Raw genomic sequence first — 15550 nt, 5'->3', positions numbered from 1 at the left:
GCGGCACCCACTGGGGAATGGGTCGCCGGGGTACCCAGGCGGGCGGCACCTCGTCTGCTCCTGCGCGCACGACTCCCTCGGGGTCGGTTCCCCGCTCGCCAGTCGCCGTGCGTACCACCAACCTTAATGCTCACGCCCCAAAGCAAGGTTTCTTCGTCCATGATGCGAGCGACGATAGAAACAGGGGCATCAGGCGGACGCCCACGGAAAAACAACCACCGGACAACAACCGCTGTCGGTCCCCCGGCCCCTCCGGCCACCAGTCCCGCACCCCGTGCCGGCCGGACGCCTTGTCTCTACCCGAACGGAGATCCCGTGTCTGTATCGATGAGTGCCATTGCCTCCGCCGAGGCGCACAGCGCGCACAACTACCACCCGCTTCCCATCGTCGTCGCCTCGGCGGACGGCGCCTGGATGACCGATGTCGAGGGACGCCGTTACCTCGACATGCTCGCCGGGTACTCGGCGCTCAATTTCGGCCACGGAAACCGGCGTCTGATCGACGCGGCCAAGGCGCAGCTGGAGAGGGTCACCCTCACCTCGCGCGCCTTCCACCACGACCGGTTCGCCGACTTCTGCACGCAGCTCGCGGAGCTGTGCGGCATGGAGATGGTGCTGCCGATGAACACCGGGGCCGAGGCGGTGGAGACCGCCGTGAAGACCGCCCGGAAATGGGGCTACCGGGTCAAGGGCGTGCCGGACAACACGGCGAAGATCGTCGTCGCGGCCGACAACTTCCACGGCCGTACGACGACGGTGATCAGCTTCTCGACCGACCCGGAGGCCCGGGCCGACTTCGGTCCGTACACCCCCGGCTTCGAGATCGTTCCCTACGGTGACCTCGCCGCGATGGAAGCGGCGCTCACCGACAACACCGTCGCCGTGCTGCTCGAACCGATCCAGGGCGAGGCGGGCGTGCTCGTGCCGCCGCCCGGCTATCTCGCCGGTGTCCGCCGGCTCACCACCGAGCGGAACGTCCTGTTCATCGCCGACGAGATCCAGTCCGGCCTGGGCCGCACCGGCAAGACCTTCGCCTGCGAGCACGAGGACGTCGTGCCGGACATGTACGTCCTGGGCAAGGCGCTGGGCGGCGGTGTGGTGCCGGTGTCCGCGGTCGTCTCGTCCCGTGACGTCCTCGGTGTGTACCGGCCCGGGGAGCACGGCTCCACGTTCGGCGGCAACCCGCTGGCGTGCGCGGTGGCCCTGGAGGTGATCGCGATGCTGCGCACCGGTGAGTACCAGCAGCGCGCCACCGAACTGGGCGACCATCTCCACCACGAGCTGGGCTTGTTGACGGGCACCGGAGCGGTGGAGACCGTCCGCGGACGCGGACTGTGGGCGGGTGTCGACATCGTCCCCGCCCACGGCACCGGCCGGGAGATCTCCGAGAAGCTGATGGATCGCAGGGTGCTGGTCAAGGACACCCACGGCTCCACCATCCGCATCGCCCCGCCCCTGGTGATCAGCAAGGAGGACCTGGACTGGGGCCTCGACCAGCTGCGGGCCGTGCTGAGTTCCTGACCCGGCGGGTCAGAGGATCACGTGGGGCAGGAAGCGGGCGTACTCGTCCGTGACCAGCCCCGCGGACTCCCGGATCCCGAGCCCCGCCGCCTCGCCCTCGACGACCCAGGCACCGAGCACCACACGGTTGCCGTCGAAGGAGGGCAGCGGGGCCAACTCCTGGTAGCAGCACGGCTCGTCCCGCACGACGGGAGACCCGCCGGGTTGGTGGATCGTCACGCCCGCGCCTTCGCGGCCGAGCAGCGGCTTGGCGACATAGCCGCGGTCGGCCGCGAGTTCGCGCGGGCCGTCGAGATGGGCGGCCAGCAGGTTCGGGTGGCCGGGGTACAGCTCCCAGAGGATCGCGAGCAGTGCCTTGTTCGACAGGAGCATCTTCCAGGCGGGCTCTATCCAGCAGGTGGTGCCGGTGCCGCCGCCGTTGTCGAGGGTGGCGAGGACCTGGGGCCCGAAGCGGTCGGTGGTCAGCCACTCCCAGGGATAGAGCTTGAAGCAGGAGCGGATGAAGCGCAGCCGGTCGTCCACGAACCGGCCGGACAGCCGGTCCCAGCCGATCTGTTCGACGGACAGCGCCTCGGTGGCGAGCCCCGCCTGCTCGGCCGTTTCGCGCAGATACGCCACGGTCATCAGGTCCTCGCCGAGCTCGTCCCCGTCGGAGTGGACGAAGTGCAGCGGGCCGGGCGGCAGCAGCGGGGCCTGGCGCTTCCAGGCGTCGACGAGACGCTCGTGGAGGGAGTTCCACTGGTCGGCACCGGGGAAGCGGTCCTCCATCCAGAACCACTGCGGGCTCGCGGCCTCCACCAGTGAGGTGGGCGTGTCGGCGTTGTACTCCAGCATCTTGGCCGGGCCCGTGCCGTCGTAGCGCAGATCGAACCGGCCGTAGACGGAGGGGAGTTCGTCGCGCCTGCGCCAGGACTCGGCTATCAGGGAGGCGAGCCGGGCGTCGGTGATGCCGAGGTCGGTGAACCGGCCACGCTCGACGATGTGCGCGGCCGCCGCCAGACACATGGCGTGGAGTTCCTCGACGACCTCCTCCAGCGCCTCGACCTCGGGGAGGGAGAACGCGTAGTAGGCGCTCTCGTCCCAGTACGGGCGCAGGGAGCCGTCGGGGTAGCGGGTGAGGGGGTAGACGAGGCCCTGTTCCTCGACGAGCTCCTGCCAGCCGGGCCGGGGATCGATCGTGTGGCGCTGCATTCCGCGGCCTTCCTGGAGTACGGGCGGGGCTCGGCCGCCGCCGGGCGGCAATCTGCGGGGCTCGGTCACCGGAGCCGGAGTGGCTGCGGGCGGGGTTCAGCCGTCGGAGCCCGGCCGCCCGTCGGGCGCGCCGGGCAGCTTCGTGCGGGTTCAGCCGCCACCCGAGCCGCGGCGACCCCGACGCGAGCCGAGCCGCCGCCGGGCAGCTTCGTGCGGGTTCAGCCGCCACCCGAGCCGGAGCAGCCGAATCCGCCGCGGTCGACCGCCGCCTTGTCGAAGCTGCCGCCCTCGGCCTTGCCGGCCGAGTAGCTGCCACCGTAGTAATAGCGGCCGGTGCCGCTGCTGTCGTCGCACTCGTAGCTGGGGAGCTTCTCCCGGGTCACCGGGTCGACGCACCGCTTGTCCGGATCCGAGCCGCAGGACGTGATCGTCGCCGCGAGCACTCCCATGCCACCGAGCACCACCGTGCTCGACCTCAGCCTGCGTCGCGCCATCGGACGCTCGCCCCCGTTCACCCTCGTACCACCCGGCACCCTCGTACCACTGGCCCCAGGGAAGGAGCCGCGGACAGACTAGTGGCCGCCTCGCGGGTCGCCGCGACCGGTCCACCAACCCTCCTCATCTACAGTCGCTTTGTGCTCTTTGGGATGATCTGCGCTCTCGGCTCAGCGGTCTGCTTCGGCACGGCCTCCGTCTTCCAGGCCGTCGCCGCCCGGGCGGCGGAGCCTGGCACCGGCTCCGGTGTCGACCCGGCGCTGCTGCTGCGGGCCGTGCGGCAGTGGCGGTACGTCGTCGGTCTCGCGCTCGACGGCCTCGGCTTCGTCCTGCAGATCCTGGCCCTGCGGTCCATCCCCATCTACGCGGTCGGAGCGGCGCTCGCCGCCAGCCTCGCGGTCACCGCCGTGGTCGCGGCCCGGATGCTCCACGTCCGGCTGAGCGGCACCGAGTGGGCCGCGGTGGGCGTGGTGGTCGCGGGCCTGGCCATGCTGGGACTCTCCTCCGGCCCGGAGGGCGAGAACACCGGATCCACCACCCTGAAGTGGGCGATGCTCGGCATCGCGGTCCTCATCCTGATCGTCGGCGCGATCGCCGGCCGGCTGCCGGACCGCTCCCGCGCGCTGGTGCTCGGACTCGGCGCCGGGTCGGGCTTCGGCGTCGTCGAGGTCTCGGTCCGGCTGATCGACACCGTGGCCCTGCCCGAAGTGCTCACCAATCCCGCGCTCTACGCCCTGCTGGTCGGCGGCGGCACGGCGTTCCTGTTGCTGACCTCGGCCCTTCAGCGCGGCTCCGTGACGACGGCGACCGCGGGCATGGTGATCGGGGAGACGATCGGTCCGGCGCTGGTGGGTGTGGTGTGGCTGGGCGACCGTACCCGCGAAGGGCTTGCCTGGCTGGCGTTCCTGGGCTTCGCGGTAGCGGTGGCGGGTGCGCTGGCCCTGGCGCGGTTCGGCGAACCGCCGGCGGACACCGACGAGAAGGCGGAGCAGCCGCTGTCACCGCCGGGGCGCGGAGCCTGACGGGGCCGCGTGCCCGCGCTGTATGCCGCCCCGGTCCGGAAGCCCGAGCCGGCCGGGTGCGCCGCATCGGTGCTCGCCCCTCTCCCCGGTCCGGAAGCCCGAGCCTGCCGGGTGCCCCGCATCCGTACTCCGCCCCCTCCCCCGTCAACCCGGCCCGGGACACCGTCCCCCGAAGCCCCCTGGCCCCTTATGGCAGCACCCTGCACAGCGCGTCCAGCGAGTTCGTCCACGCGCTGTCCGGGGGCGTCGCGTAGCCCACCACCAGTGCGTCCCTGCCCGACGTCACGTCCTCGTGCCGGAAGGAGGACAGCCCCGACACCGAGAGGCCCTGCCGGCCCGCCGCCTGGACGACCGCCGGCTCGGTGCCGTCCGGGAGTTCGAGCACCGCGTGCAGCCCCGCCGCGATCCCGCTGACGCTGATGTCCGGCGCACGCTCGGCGAGCGCCGCCACCAATTGGTCCCGCCGTCTGCGGTAGCGCAGCCGCATGCCGCGCACATGCCGGTCGTACGCGCCGGAGGCGATGAACTCGGCGAGCGTCAACTGGTCGAGCACGCCGCACATCCAGTCGGCCGTCCCCTTCCCCTCGGCCACCTCCCCCACCAGTTCCCCGGGCAGCACCATCCAGCCCAGGCGCAGCCCCGGTACCAGGGACTTGCTCGCCGTGCCCATGTACACCACCCGGTCGGGGTCCAGGCCCTGGAGCGCACCCACCGGCTGGCGGTCGTAGCGGAACTCCCCGTCGTAGTCGTCCTCCAGGACCACCCCGCCGGACGCGCGCGCCCAGTCGACGACGGCTGCACGCCGATCGGCGTGCAGCGGCACCCCCAGGGGGAAGTGGTGCGCCGGCGTCAGAAGCACCGCACCCGCTCCCCGCAGCCGATCCAACTGCGTGGTGGCGGCCCCGAGTTCGTCGCAGGGCAGGGCGGGCGTCCGCATCCCCGTGTAGCGCAGCACGTTCCGGTGCAGGTCGAGGCCGTAGGACTCGACGGCGATCTCGCGTACGCGCCGCGCGCGCAGCACCTTCCCCAACAGCATCAGCCCGTGTACGAAGCCGGAGCAGATGACGATGCGTTCGGGATCGGCGCGCACTCCGCGCGCCCGGGCCAGATAGTCGGCGAGCACGGCCCGCAGTTCGATCCGGCCTCGCGGATCGCCGTAGCCGAACGCCTCGTGGGGCGCGGCGGTGATCGCTCGGCGGGCTGCCCTCAGCCACTCCGTGCGCGGGAACGACGCGAGGTCGGGGCTGCCTGCCCGCAGGGACCAGCGGGCCGTGGGCGTGGCCGGGCGCGTTCTCGCCACTGCCGCGGGCCGCCGGGGCGCCGCCCGCCGCGCGACCCGCGTCCCGGAGCCCTGCTGTGCGGTGAGCCAGCCTTCCGCGACGAGCTCGGTGTAGGCGTCGGCGACCGTGTTCCGGGCGAGGCCCAGATCGGCGGCGAGCGAGCGCGAGGACGGCAGCCGGGTCCCCGGGGTGAGCCGCCCGCTGCGGACGGCCTCCCGCAGGGCGTTCATCAGGCCCGCGCGCAGGCCCGCGCCGCGCAGCTCCAGATGCAGGTCGGCACCGAAAGTGGACCAGGAATCCGTCATGGAAATGGACCATACGCCTGCGCCACAGCGGGACTAGGTTCGACGGCATGAACAGAGAAACGACCACCACACGGCTGCCCGAACACACCCCCCGCCTCGATCTCCCCAAGCTCGCGCCCGAGGTCTACAAGGCGATGGTCACGCTGGACGCGGCGGCCCGCCGGGGCGTCGACCCGGTGATCCTGGAGCTCGTCAAGATCCGTGCCTCGCAGCTCAACCACTGCGCCTTCTGCCTGGACATGCACTCCAAGGACGCGCTCGCCGCGGGTGAGTCGGTGGAGCGGATCATCCAGCTCGGCGCCTGGGAGGAGTCGCGGCACTTCTACACGGCGAAGGAGATCGCCGCGATCGAGCTGACCGAGGCGGTGACCGTCATCACCGACGGCTTTGTGCCGGACGAGGTGTTCGCGAAGGCGGCGAAGGAGTTCGACGAGACCGAGCTGGCCCAGCTGATCGCCGCGATCACCGTCATCAACGCCTGGAACCGCTTCGGTGTGACCTGCCGGCTGGTACCGGGGCACTACACACCCGGCCAGTACCAGCACTGAGGAGCCGCGCAGATGACCGTCGAGGCCTTCCGCGCGCTCCACCACGGCCGGGCGGCGGACGATCCGCTCGTCCTCCCCGGCCCGTGGGACGCCGCCAGTGCCCGTGTCTTCGCGGACGCCGGCTTCCCCGCGCTCGCCACCCCGAGCGCGGGCGTCGCCGCCTCACTCGGCCGTGAGGACGGACGGACACCGGCCGACGAGATGTTCGCCGCCGTCACCCGTATCGTCCGCTCGGTGAGCGTTCCGGTCTCCGCCGACATCGAGGGCGGGTACGGCCTGCCGCCCCGGGAGATCGTCGCCCGGCTGCTCGACACGGGCGCGGTCGGCTGCAACCTGGAGGACTCCGACGCGGTCACCGGGGCGCTCAAGGACCCCGGCCCGCACGCCGACTGGCTGGCCGAGGTCCGCGCGGCAGCCGGCGACGCGCTGTTCATCAACGCCCGGACGGACACCTTCCTGCGGGGCGTCGCCGATCCGGACGAGGCGATCGGCCGGATCCGCCTCTACGAGGAGGCCGGCGCGGACTGCGTGTACCCGTTGGGCGTCCCGCCGGAGCACCTGCCGCTGCTGCGGGCCGAGACCGCGCTGCCGATCAATGTCTCGCCGCTCCCCGGCGGCCCCGCCCTCGCGGAACTGGGCCGCCTGGGCGCGACCCGGATCACCTTCGGCCCGGCGCTTCAGCAGGAGGCGATGCGGAAGGTGAGGGAGACCGCGGACCGGCTCATGGGCTGACGCCGACGCGACGACGACACACAGCAGGACGGGGCGCACACGCCGCGACAAGCGGCAGGACGGATCCGCCGGAGCGGGCCCGTCCTGCCGTCACGGCGTCACGTCACTACTTCTTCTTCGGCAGCCACTTCCGCCAGGTCGTCTCGTTCTTCTCGACCCACTTCCTGGCCGCCTCCTCCGGCGACAGCTTCTGTTCCGCGATCATCAGCGCGACATCGTTCTGCTGATCGGTGGTCCAGTTGAACTTCTTCAGGAAGTCCGCCGCCTCGCCGCCCTTCTTCGAGAACGTGCTGTTGAGGAACTTCTGCAACGGCGTGTGCGGATAGGCGCAGGCCACCTTCTTCGGGTCGGCGTCACAACCCTCCTTGTACGCGGGCAGCTTGACCTCGGTCATCGGCACCTTCTCGAACAGCCACTGCGGCTTGTACCAGTAGCTGAGGAAGGGCTTCTTCTGCTTCGCGAACTGCTTGATCTGGGTGATCTGCGCGGCCTCGGACCCGGCGAAGACGACCTGGTAGTCCAGCTTCAGGTTCTCCACCAGCGCCTTGTCGTTGGTGACGTACGACGGCGAGCCGTCCAGCAGCTGGCCCTTGCCGCCGCTCTCCGCCGTGCGGAGCTGGTCGGCGTACTTGTCGAGGTTCCGCCAGTCGGTGACGTCGGGGTGTGCCTCGGCGAAGTACGTCGGGACGAACCAGCCGATGTGGCCGGTGACGCCGAGACCGCCGCCGGGCTCGATCGTCTTCTTGTCCTTGACGTACCGGTCCTCCTGTTCCGGGTGACCCCAGTCCTCCAGGATGGCGTCGACCCGGCCCTGGCTGAGCGCGTCCCAGGCCGGCACCTCGTCCACCTGGACGGTGTCCACGCGGTAGCCCAGCTCGTGTTCGAGCAGATACGACGCCACGGCCACGTTGGCCTGGGCGCCCACCCACGACTGGACGGACAGCGTGACGGTCTTCGCGCCCTGGGCGGCGGCGTACGGCGACGCCTGTTTGGTCATGTCGGCCGCGCCGCAGCCGGTGATGCCCACCAGGCCGATCGCCGCGGCAAGTGCGGTAATGCGTAGACGAGTGGCCATGTCAGGCCCCCTTTCCGGCACGGCGTGCGGTCGGCTGCGTGACCCGGTCGAGCATCAGGCCCAGGCAGACGATCGCGGCGCCCGCGACCAGACCGGTCGCCAGGTCGCCCTGGGCGAGGCCGAACACCACGTCGTAGCCGAGTGCGCCACCGCCGACCAGTCCGCCGATGATGACGACGGCGAGGACCAGCACGACGCCCTGGTTGACGGCGAGCAGCAGCGCCGGGCGGGCGAGCGGCAGTTGGACCTGCCGCAGCTGCTGCCAGCCGGTCGCACCCAGCGAACGGGCGGATTCCATGGCCACGAGGTCGACACCGCGCAGCCCCTGCGTGGTGATGCGGACGACGGCCGGCAGGGCGTACACGACGGCTGCCGCGGCCGCGGGGGCGCGGCCGACACCGAACAGCGCGACCACCGGGATGAGATAGACGAACTGCGGCATGGTCTGGAACACGTCCAGCACCGGCCGCAGCAGCCTCTCCACCCGTGCGCTGCGTGCCGCGCCGATCGCGACCGCGAAGCCCAGCACCAGGGTCACCGCGACGGCGGCGAGCACCTGCGAGAGCGTGTCGAGGGAGGGCTCCCACACACCGAGGACGCCGATGGCGGCCATGGCGAGGACCGCCGTCAGCGCGGTGCGCCAGGTGCCGATCAGCAGCGCGAGCGCACCGACCAGCAGCAGTACGGACCACCACGGCAGCGCCTGGAGACCGTCCCGCAGGGGGTCGAGCACCCAGCCGGTGAAACGCGCGGCCCAGTCGGCCGTGCCGCCGACGACGGGGACGCCCGAGTACAGATGGGCGGTCATCCAGTCGACGGCGCGGTTGACGGGCTCGGCGATGCCGACGATCCAGCCCTCGGGCCAGGACAGCCGGCCGAGCAGCCGCCCGGCCACGGCCACGGCGAGCAGCAGGACGCCGGCCACCGTCCAGCCGCGCCATCCGCGCAGCGCCGAGGTGTCGGGGGCGGCGCCCACGCGGGCGCCGGCGGCAGCGGTCGTACGGTCCAGCACGACCGCCAGCAGGACGATCGGGATACCGGCGGCGAGCGCGGCACCGACGTCGACGGAGGCCAGCGCCTGGTAGACGCGGTCGCCGAGGCCGCCGGCGCCGATGACCGACGCGATGACCGCCATCGACAGCGCCATCATGATCGACTGGTTGACGCCGAGGAGGAGTTCCTTGCGGGCCAGCGGCAGCCGGGCGGTCAGCAGCCGCTGCCGTCCGGTCGCGCCCATCGAGGCGGACGCCTCCAGCACCCCCGCGTCGGCGCCGCGCAGCCCGAGGGCGGTGAGGCGCGCCATGGGCGGCGCGGCGTAGACGACGGTCGCCAGGACGGCCGCGGGCACGCCGATGCCGAACACCAGCACGACCGGCAGTAGATACGCGAACGCCGGCAGCACCTGCATGGTGTCGAGCACCGGCCGCATCGCCCGGTGCGTCCGGTCCGACAGCCCGGTGGCGAGGCCGATGAACCCGCCCACGACGACGGACGCGAGGACCGCGACCACCATGAGGGCGAGCGTCTGCATGGTCGGTACCCACATGCCGAGCAGTCCGCAGACGGCGAAGCCGACGACGGCGGTCAGCGCGAGCCGCAGGCCGGCCACCCGCCAGGCGATCAGCCCGGCCGCCGCGGTGACACCGGCCCATCCGGCGGCGAGCAGCAGCAGATAGACGGCGCGGACGGACAGGACGACGGCGTTGCTGATGTGCCCGAAGAAGTAGAGGAACACCGGGTGGCTGTCGCGGTTGTCGACGATCCAGTCACTGGCCCGGCCGAGCGGGCCGGACAGGTCCACGGCGAGGGAGGCGGGCCAGCTTCCGCCGCCGAGCAGGAGAGCTCCGGCGGCCAGCAGGACGACGACGCCGGCCGCCATGGCCAGATGGCGGCCGCGTCCTTCGAGCAGGCGGCGCCCGCCGGCGACGGCGGTGACGTCCTGTCCGGTGGTGACGGCGGTCATGCCGACCACCGCCCTCGGCCGCCGGCGGTCCGGCGGATCGCCGGGCCCCGGACGGCCCGGGAAGTCCGGCAGGCCACGGAGGTACGAGACGCCCGAGAGGCCCGGTACGCCGCCGAGGAACGGGACAGGGTGCGCCCGTCAGGAGCGCAGGGACTCATCACGCCGCCGCCTTCATCGCGGGCACACCGGCCACCACACCGAGCAGTGCCGCGTGGTCCACCACACCGAGACAGCGGCCGTCCTGCATCACGCGGGCGCTCGCGCCGCTGCGCGCCACCGCCTCGATGGCCTCGAAGACCGTGGCGTCGGGACCGACGGCGGGCCCCTCCTCGGTCTCGTCGGCGAGAGCGGGCCGCATCGCCGTGCGCACGGTCATGATCTGCTCACGCGGCACATCACGGACGAAGTCCCGTACGTAGTCGTCCGCGGGCGAGCCGACGATCTCCTCCGGGGTACCCAGCTGCACGATCCGGCCGTCCCGCATCAGCGCGATCCGGTCGCCCAGCTTCAGCGCCTCGCTCAGGTCGTGCGTGATGAAGACCATCGTGCGGCCCTCCTCGCGGTGCAGCCGTACGACCTCCTCCTGCATGTCGCGGCGGATCAGCGGGTCGAGCGCGCTGAACGGCTCGTCGAACAGCAGCACTTCGGGGTCGACGGCGAGCGCGCGGGCGAGCCCGACGCGCTGCTGCTGACCGCCGGAGAGCTGAGCGGGCCGGCGGCTCTCCATGCCGTCGAGGCCCACCTTGGCGACGAACTCCGCCGCCTTCGCCCGTCGTTCCGCCCGCGGGACGCCCTGGATCTCCAGGCCGTACGCCACGTTGTCGAGCACCGACCGGTGCGGCAGCAGACCGAAGTGCTGGAAGACCATGGAGGCGCGGTGGCGGCGCAGTTCGCGCAGCCGTGCCCGGTCCATGGACCGGACGTCCTCGCCGTCGATGGCGATGGAGCCGGACGTCGGCTCGACGAGCCGGGTCAGACAGCGCACGAGCGTCGACTTGCCGGAGCCGGACAGGCCCATGACGACGAAGACCTCGCCCTTGCGGACGTCGAAGGAGACATCGCGCACGGCCGCGGTGCAGCCGGTGCGTTCGCGCAGTTCGGCCGGCGGGAGCTCGGCGAGCTCCGAACCGGGTACGCGGTCCGCCTTGGGTCCGAAGACCTTCCACAGATCGCTGACGGAGAAGACGGGCGGCGTACTCATCAGGCGGTACCTCCCAGAAGCTCGGCGCATTTCTCGCCGACCATCAGCACCCCGATCATGGGGTTGACGGACGGCATGGTCGGAAAGACGGACGCGTCGGCGATCCGGATGCCGTCCAGTCCCCGGATCCTCAGCTCCGGGTCCACCACGGCCAGTTCGTCGTCCTGCGCACCCATCCGGCAGGTGCCGGCCGGGTGGTAGACGGTGTGGGCGACCTTGCGGGCGTACTCGCTCAGCTCCTCGTCCCCGGTGACCTCGGGTCCCGGGCAGACCTCGCGCTTGAGCCAGCCGGCGAGCGGCTCGGTCCGGGCGATCTCGCGGGCGATCCTGATGCCGTCGACGAGGGTGCGCGCGTCGTAGTCGTCCTCGTCCGTGAAGTACCGGAAGTCCAGCGCCGGCTTGACCTCGGGGTCGGCGCTGGTCAGGTACAGCCGGCCGCGGCTGTGCGGCTTGGGGATGTTCGGCGTCATCGACACCCCGTGCGGGGGCCGTTCGTAGCCGAGCCGCTCCGGATTGTCGGTGAACGGGATCTGGTAGAAGTGGAACATCAGGTCGGGCGTCCTGGCCCGCGGGTCGCGGCGGACGAACAGTCCGGCGTCGCTGTCCATCGCGGAGTTCTCCGGGATCGGCCCGTGGGTCTCCCAGACGATCACCGACTCGGGGTGGTCGAGCAGGTTCTCGCCCACGCCCGGCAGATCGTGCACGACGGGGATGCCGAGCGCCTCCAGGTCGGCCCGCGGGCCGATGCCGGAGTGCAGCAGCAGTCGCGGAGTGTCCACCGCGCCCGCGCAGACGAGGACTTCGCGGCGGGCGGTGACGAGCTGCTCCTCGCCGTCCTGCGTCCGCACATGTACACCCGTCGCCCTGGGGTTCCCCCCGCCGGAGGTGAGGGAACCGTCCAGCTCCAGCCGGTACGCCCAGGTCTCCAGCGCGATGTGGAGGTTGGGGCGGTCCAGGAAGGGGTGCAGATAGGCGACGGAGGCGGACGACCGCTTGTTGTTCTCCGGGTGGTACGCCAGGTCGAAGAAGCCGACGCCCTCGTGGAACGGCTTCTTGTTGAAGCCCTCGACGCGCGGGACACCGATGGCGGCCTGGGCGGCGTCGACGAAGTCGCGGGCGATGGCGTTACGGTCCGCCTCGTCGACCGGCACGATGTTGTTCCGCAGCCGCGCGAAGTACGCCTCCATCGGCACCGCGCCCCAGCCCTTGGCGCCCGCCGTCTCCCACTCGTCCCAGTCGGAGGACAGCGGCTTGAAGGCGATGAGGGTGTTGTGCGACGAGCAGCCGCCGAGCACCCGGGCCCGGCTGTGCCGGATGTGGGAGTTGCCCTGCGGCTGTTCGGTGGTGGGGTAGTCGTAGTCGAGTTCGCCGCCCAGCAGGCCCATCCAGCGCCGCAGGGTCAGGACGTCGTCGCGTCCGACGTCGCTCGGGCCGCCCTCTATGACGGCGACGGTGACATCCGGGTTCTCCGTGAGACGGGAGGCGATGACCGATCCGGCCGTGCCGCCCCCGATCACGACATAGTCGTACTCAGGCATGGTGTTCTTGGTGCTCCTCGTCCCTCGTCAGCCCGCGAACCAGCGCACGGGGCGCGGAGCGAGGTTCTGGTAGATGTGCTTGGACTCGCGGTACTCGGCGAGTCCGGCGGGACCGAGCTCGCGCCCGATGCCGCTCTTGCCGAAGCCTCCCCACTCCGCCTGCGGGAGGTAGGGGTGGAAGTCGTTGATCCAGACGGTGCCGTGGCGCAGCCGCCCGGCCACGCGCCGGGCGCGGCCCGCGTCGGTGGTCCACACCGCGCCGGCCAGTCCATACTCGGTGTCGTTGGCGAGGGCGACGGCCTCGTCCTCGGTGCGGAAGGTCTCGACGGTCAGGACGGGGCCGAAGACCTCTTCCCTGACGACGCGCATCTCGCGGTGGCACTGGTCGAGGACGGTGGGCCGGTAGAAGAAGCCCGCCTGGCCCTCGCCCTCGGGGCGCCGGCCGCCGGCACGCAGCACCGCGCCCTCGGAGAGCGCGGAGGCGACGTACTCCTCGGTCTTCGCGAGCTGCTGCCGGGAGACGAGCGGACCGCATTCGACGCCGTCGGCGGTGCCGCGGCCGAGCCTGATCTTCTCTGCGCGGCGGGCGACTTCGGCGACGAACCGCTCGCGCAGGGACTCCTCGACGATGAGCCGGGAGCCGGCGGAGCAGACCTGACCGCTGTGGATGAAGGCGGCGTTGAGTGCCTGATCGACGGCCGTGTCGAAAGACTCGTCGGTCTCGCACGCGTCGGCGAAGACGACGTTCGGGTTCTTGCCGCCCAGTTCGAGCGCGACCTTCTTGACGCTGTCGGCGGCGGCGCGCATCACCTTCGTACCGCTGATCAGACCGCCGGTGAAGGAGATCAGATCGACGTCGGGGTGGTCGGCGAGCCGGGCGCCTACGGGGTCGCCCGCGCCGGTCACGATGTTGGCGACACCGGCGGGCAGACCCGCCTCGGCAAGCAGCCGGACGAGCGCGACGGTCGTCAGCGGGGTGATCTCGCTGGGCTTGACCACAAAAGTATTGCCCGCGGCCAGCGCCGGGGCAATCTTCCAACTCGCCTGAAGGAGCGGATAGTTCCATGGCGTGATCAGCGCGCACACGCCCACGGGCTCGTGCACGACGACGCTGTGGATCTCCTCGGATCCCGCGTCGACGACCCGGCCGCCGCTCTCGTTCATCACGAGGTCGGCGAAGTAGCGGAAGGCGTCGGTGACGCAGTCCACGTCGACACGGCCCTCCTCGAGGGTCTTGCCGGCGTCGCGGCTCTCCAGCAGACCGAGTTCCTCCCGGTCGCGCTGGAGCAGATCGGCGACGCGCCGCAGCAGGGCGGCCCGCTCGGCCACCGGCGTCCGGGGCCACTCGCCGTCGTCGAAGGCGCTGCGCGCGGCGGCCACCGCTGCGTCGGTGTCCTCGGTCCCGCCCTCGGCGACGACCGTGAGGACGGTCGCGTCAGCGGGGTCGATGATCTCTCGCGTGGCGCCGGAGGCGGCTGCTCGCCACTCTCCGCCCACGTGGATGGTCTGCTGTGCCGACACGTCGCGTTCTGCCTTCCGTTCCCATTGACTGCCACCGGTCCCCCGGCGACCTGGCTGCCTGCCCGGAAGCCAGCTATCCATGCCCAACGCATGACGGAAAGTGGCCTTACTCACTCTCCGCATCCGAACTCGTCCGCATTCGCCCGTGATGTCCGTACGGGCCGCGGCCGCGGCCTCCCCGCGCCCCGGGTCCACCCTTCGCCCCTGCCCAGGTGACCACGGCCCCGCACACCAGCACCGCGGTCAGCGGGTTCACGAAGAACGGGACGACGTCGAGCGTGTACCCGTCGGACCAGGTGCAGGTCGAGGCGACCGGGAAGAGACTGTCGTGGTTCGACACGAGGGCGGGGCCGCCGGAGAGGCCCGGCCGTCCGTAGCGTTCGAGCATGCACGCGTGGTACGCGTTCTCCAGCCGGACGCAGCACAGGACCCCGTAGACGTACAGCCCGAGGGCCAGGGTGAGACACCACAGCGCGACGGTCCTCGCCGTGCCGGGGCCGGTCGGGGCGCGCAGACCGCGCCGGGCGATCACCGTCGTGACCAGATGCCCGCACAGGGGGAACAGCGCGATCACGCCGAGCACGACGACCAGCGCGGTCGCCGGCAGGTTCTGTCCTGTGTCCGTGGCCAGCACGTTCTGTCCCGTGTCCATGGCCAGCACGTTCTGTCCCGTGTCCATGGCCAGCACGTTCTGTCCCGTGTCCATGGCCAGCACGTTCTGTCCCGTGTCCGTGACCGGGGTCATCGCGGCCGCCGTCCGCCGAAGGCCGCCAGGGTGCGCTCCAGCGCCGGCATCGCGCGAACCGTGCGGCGGGAGTCCACATGCTCGTCGTGGAGGGTCACCTCGTCGTCCGGGTCGAGGTGTCCCGCCACGGTCGCGAGGCCCAGCGGCGGGGAGAGCGAGTACTTGATGGGTCGGAACAGCGGGCTGGTGGCTTCCGTCAGGGCCGGCTGAATCATCGTCACGCGCATGACAGCCCAGACTCCCGCGGCGGTACGGCCGGTTCCGCCGGTCCGCGGCGGGTTGTGCGGGCGGACGCGGCGGGCCCTCCGGTGGTGCACTGCAGGCGGTCGCGGGGCCCCGGTGGTGCGGTCGTTTCCCCGGTCTCCGGCCGGGTACGGCGAAGCCGCCCCCGGCGAACCGGAGGCGGCTTCGTG

General features: G+C 71.7%; 14 protein-coding genes and 1 riboswitch. Of the genes, 4 read left to right on the top strand and 10 right to left on the bottom strand.

Annotated features, from left to right (window positions below):
* Positions 1–25 precede the first annotated feature (25 nt).
* Positions 26–116, bottom strand: a riboswitch (ZMP/ZTP riboswitch).
* Positions 117–327: 211 nt separating this feature from the next.
* A complete protein-coding gene (gene rocD, locus ABTX78_RS07055; RefSeq protein ID WP_502993786.1) occupies positions 328–1521 on the top strand; it encodes an ornithine--oxo-acid transaminase in 1194 nt (397 codons plus the stop codon).
* 9 nt (positions 1522–1530) lie between these two features.
* On the opposite strand, the gene ABTX78_RS07050 is transcribed toward rocD, so the two are convergent.
* Entirely contained in the window at positions 1531–2712 is a 1182-nt protein-coding gene (locus ABTX78_RS07050; protein WP_352205762.1) for a glutathionylspermidine synthase family protein, read from the bottom strand.
* 218 nt (positions 2713–2930) lie between these two features.
* Entirely contained in the window at positions 2931–3206 is a 276-nt protein-coding gene (locus tag ABTX78_RS07045; RefSeq protein WP_352205761.1) for a hypothetical protein, read from the bottom strand.
* Positions 3207–3359: 153 nt separating this feature from the next.
* On the opposite strand from ABTX78_RS07045, the gene ABTX78_RS07040 reads away from it, so the two are divergent.
* Positions 3360–4229, top strand: coding sequence for a DMT family protein (locus ABTX78_RS07040; RefSeq protein WP_352205889.1), 870 nt, complete (start codon positions 3360–3362; stop codon positions 4227–4229).
* A 187-nt stretch (positions 4230–4416) separates the two neighbouring features.
* On the opposite strand, the gene pdxR is transcribed toward ABTX78_RS07040, so the two are convergent.
* The gene (pdxR, locus tag ABTX78_RS07035) at positions 4417–5814 is read right to left on the bottom strand and encodes a MocR-like pyridoxine biosynthesis transcription factor PdxR (RefSeq protein ID WP_352205760.1); all 1398 of its coding nucleotides are present in this window, start codon (positions 5812–5814) and stop codon (positions 4417–4419) included.
* A 47-nt stretch (positions 5815–5861) separates the two neighbouring features.
* Between pdxR and ABTX78_RS07030 the strand changes: the two genes are divergently transcribed.
* A complete protein-coding gene (locus ABTX78_RS07030) occupies positions 5862–6362 on the top strand; it encodes a carboxymuconolactone decarboxylase family protein (protein ID WP_352205759.1) in 501 nt (166 codons plus the stop codon).
* A 12-nt stretch (positions 6363–6374) separates the two neighbouring features.
* Positions 6375–7094, top strand: coding sequence for an isocitrate lyase/PEP mutase family protein (locus tag ABTX78_RS07025; protein ID WP_352205758.1), 720 nt, complete (start codon positions 6375–6377; stop codon positions 7092–7094).
* A 106-nt stretch (positions 7095–7200) separates the two neighbouring features.
* Here the strand turns inward: ABTX78_RS07025 and ABTX78_RS07020 are convergent, their stop codons facing one another.
* The 7 genes from ABTX78_RS07020 to ABTX78_RS06990 form a co-directional block, all read right to left on the bottom strand.
* Positions 7201–8169, bottom strand: a complete 969-nt coding sequence (locus ABTX78_RS07020) for an ABC transporter substrate-binding protein (RefSeq protein ID WP_352205757.1) — start codon at positions 8167–8169, stop codon at positions 7201–7203.
* 1 nt (position 8170) lies between these two features.
* Complete coding sequence (locus ABTX78_RS07015; protein ID WP_352205888.1) at positions 8171–10048, bottom strand: ABC transporter permease subunit; 1878 nt, start codon at positions 10046–10048, stop codon at positions 8171–8173.
* Between the two features lie 241 nt (positions 10049–10289).
* Positions 10290–11333 (bottom strand): quaternary amine ABC transporter ATP-binding protein, encoded by a 1044-nt coding sequence (locus ABTX78_RS07010; protein WP_352205756.1) that lies wholly within the window; start codon positions 11331–11333, stop codon positions 10290–10292.
* Positions 11333–12871 carry a GMC family oxidoreductase gene (locus tag ABTX78_RS07005; protein ID WP_352205755.1) on the bottom strand — a complete coding sequence of 513 codons (1539 nt, stop codon included), beginning with the start codon at positions 12869–12871 and terminating at the stop codon, positions 11333–11335. Before ABTX78_RS07005 ends, ABTX78_RS07010 begins: the two co-directional genes overlap by 1 nt.
* Positions 12872–12898: 27 nt before the next feature.
* Positions 12899–14392, bottom strand: coding sequence for an aldehyde dehydrogenase family protein (locus tag ABTX78_RS07000; protein ID WP_352205754.1), 1494 nt, complete (start codon positions 14390–14392; stop codon positions 12899–12901).
* 106 nt (positions 14393–14498) lie between these two features.
* Positions 14499–15137: a hypothetical protein gene (locus ABTX78_RS06995; RefSeq protein ID WP_352205753.1), complete on the bottom strand. Its 639-nt coding sequence runs from the start codon at positions 15135–15137 to the stop codon at positions 14499–14501.
* Positions 15134–15364: a hypothetical protein gene (locus tag ABTX78_RS06990; protein ID WP_352205752.1), complete on the bottom strand. Its 231-nt coding sequence runs from the start codon at positions 15362–15364 to the stop codon at positions 15134–15136. Before ABTX78_RS06990 ends, ABTX78_RS06995 begins: the two co-directional genes overlap by 4 nt.
* Positions 15365–15550 lie beyond the last annotated feature (186 nt).

This window comes from Streptomyces sp. NPDC096193, assembly GCF_040302905.1.
In the GTDB taxonomy this organism is placed as follows: Bacteria; Actinomycetota; Actinomycetes; order Streptomycetales; family Streptomycetaceae; genus Streptomyces.
This window is presented reverse-complemented; position numbering and strand designations above follow the sequence as displayed.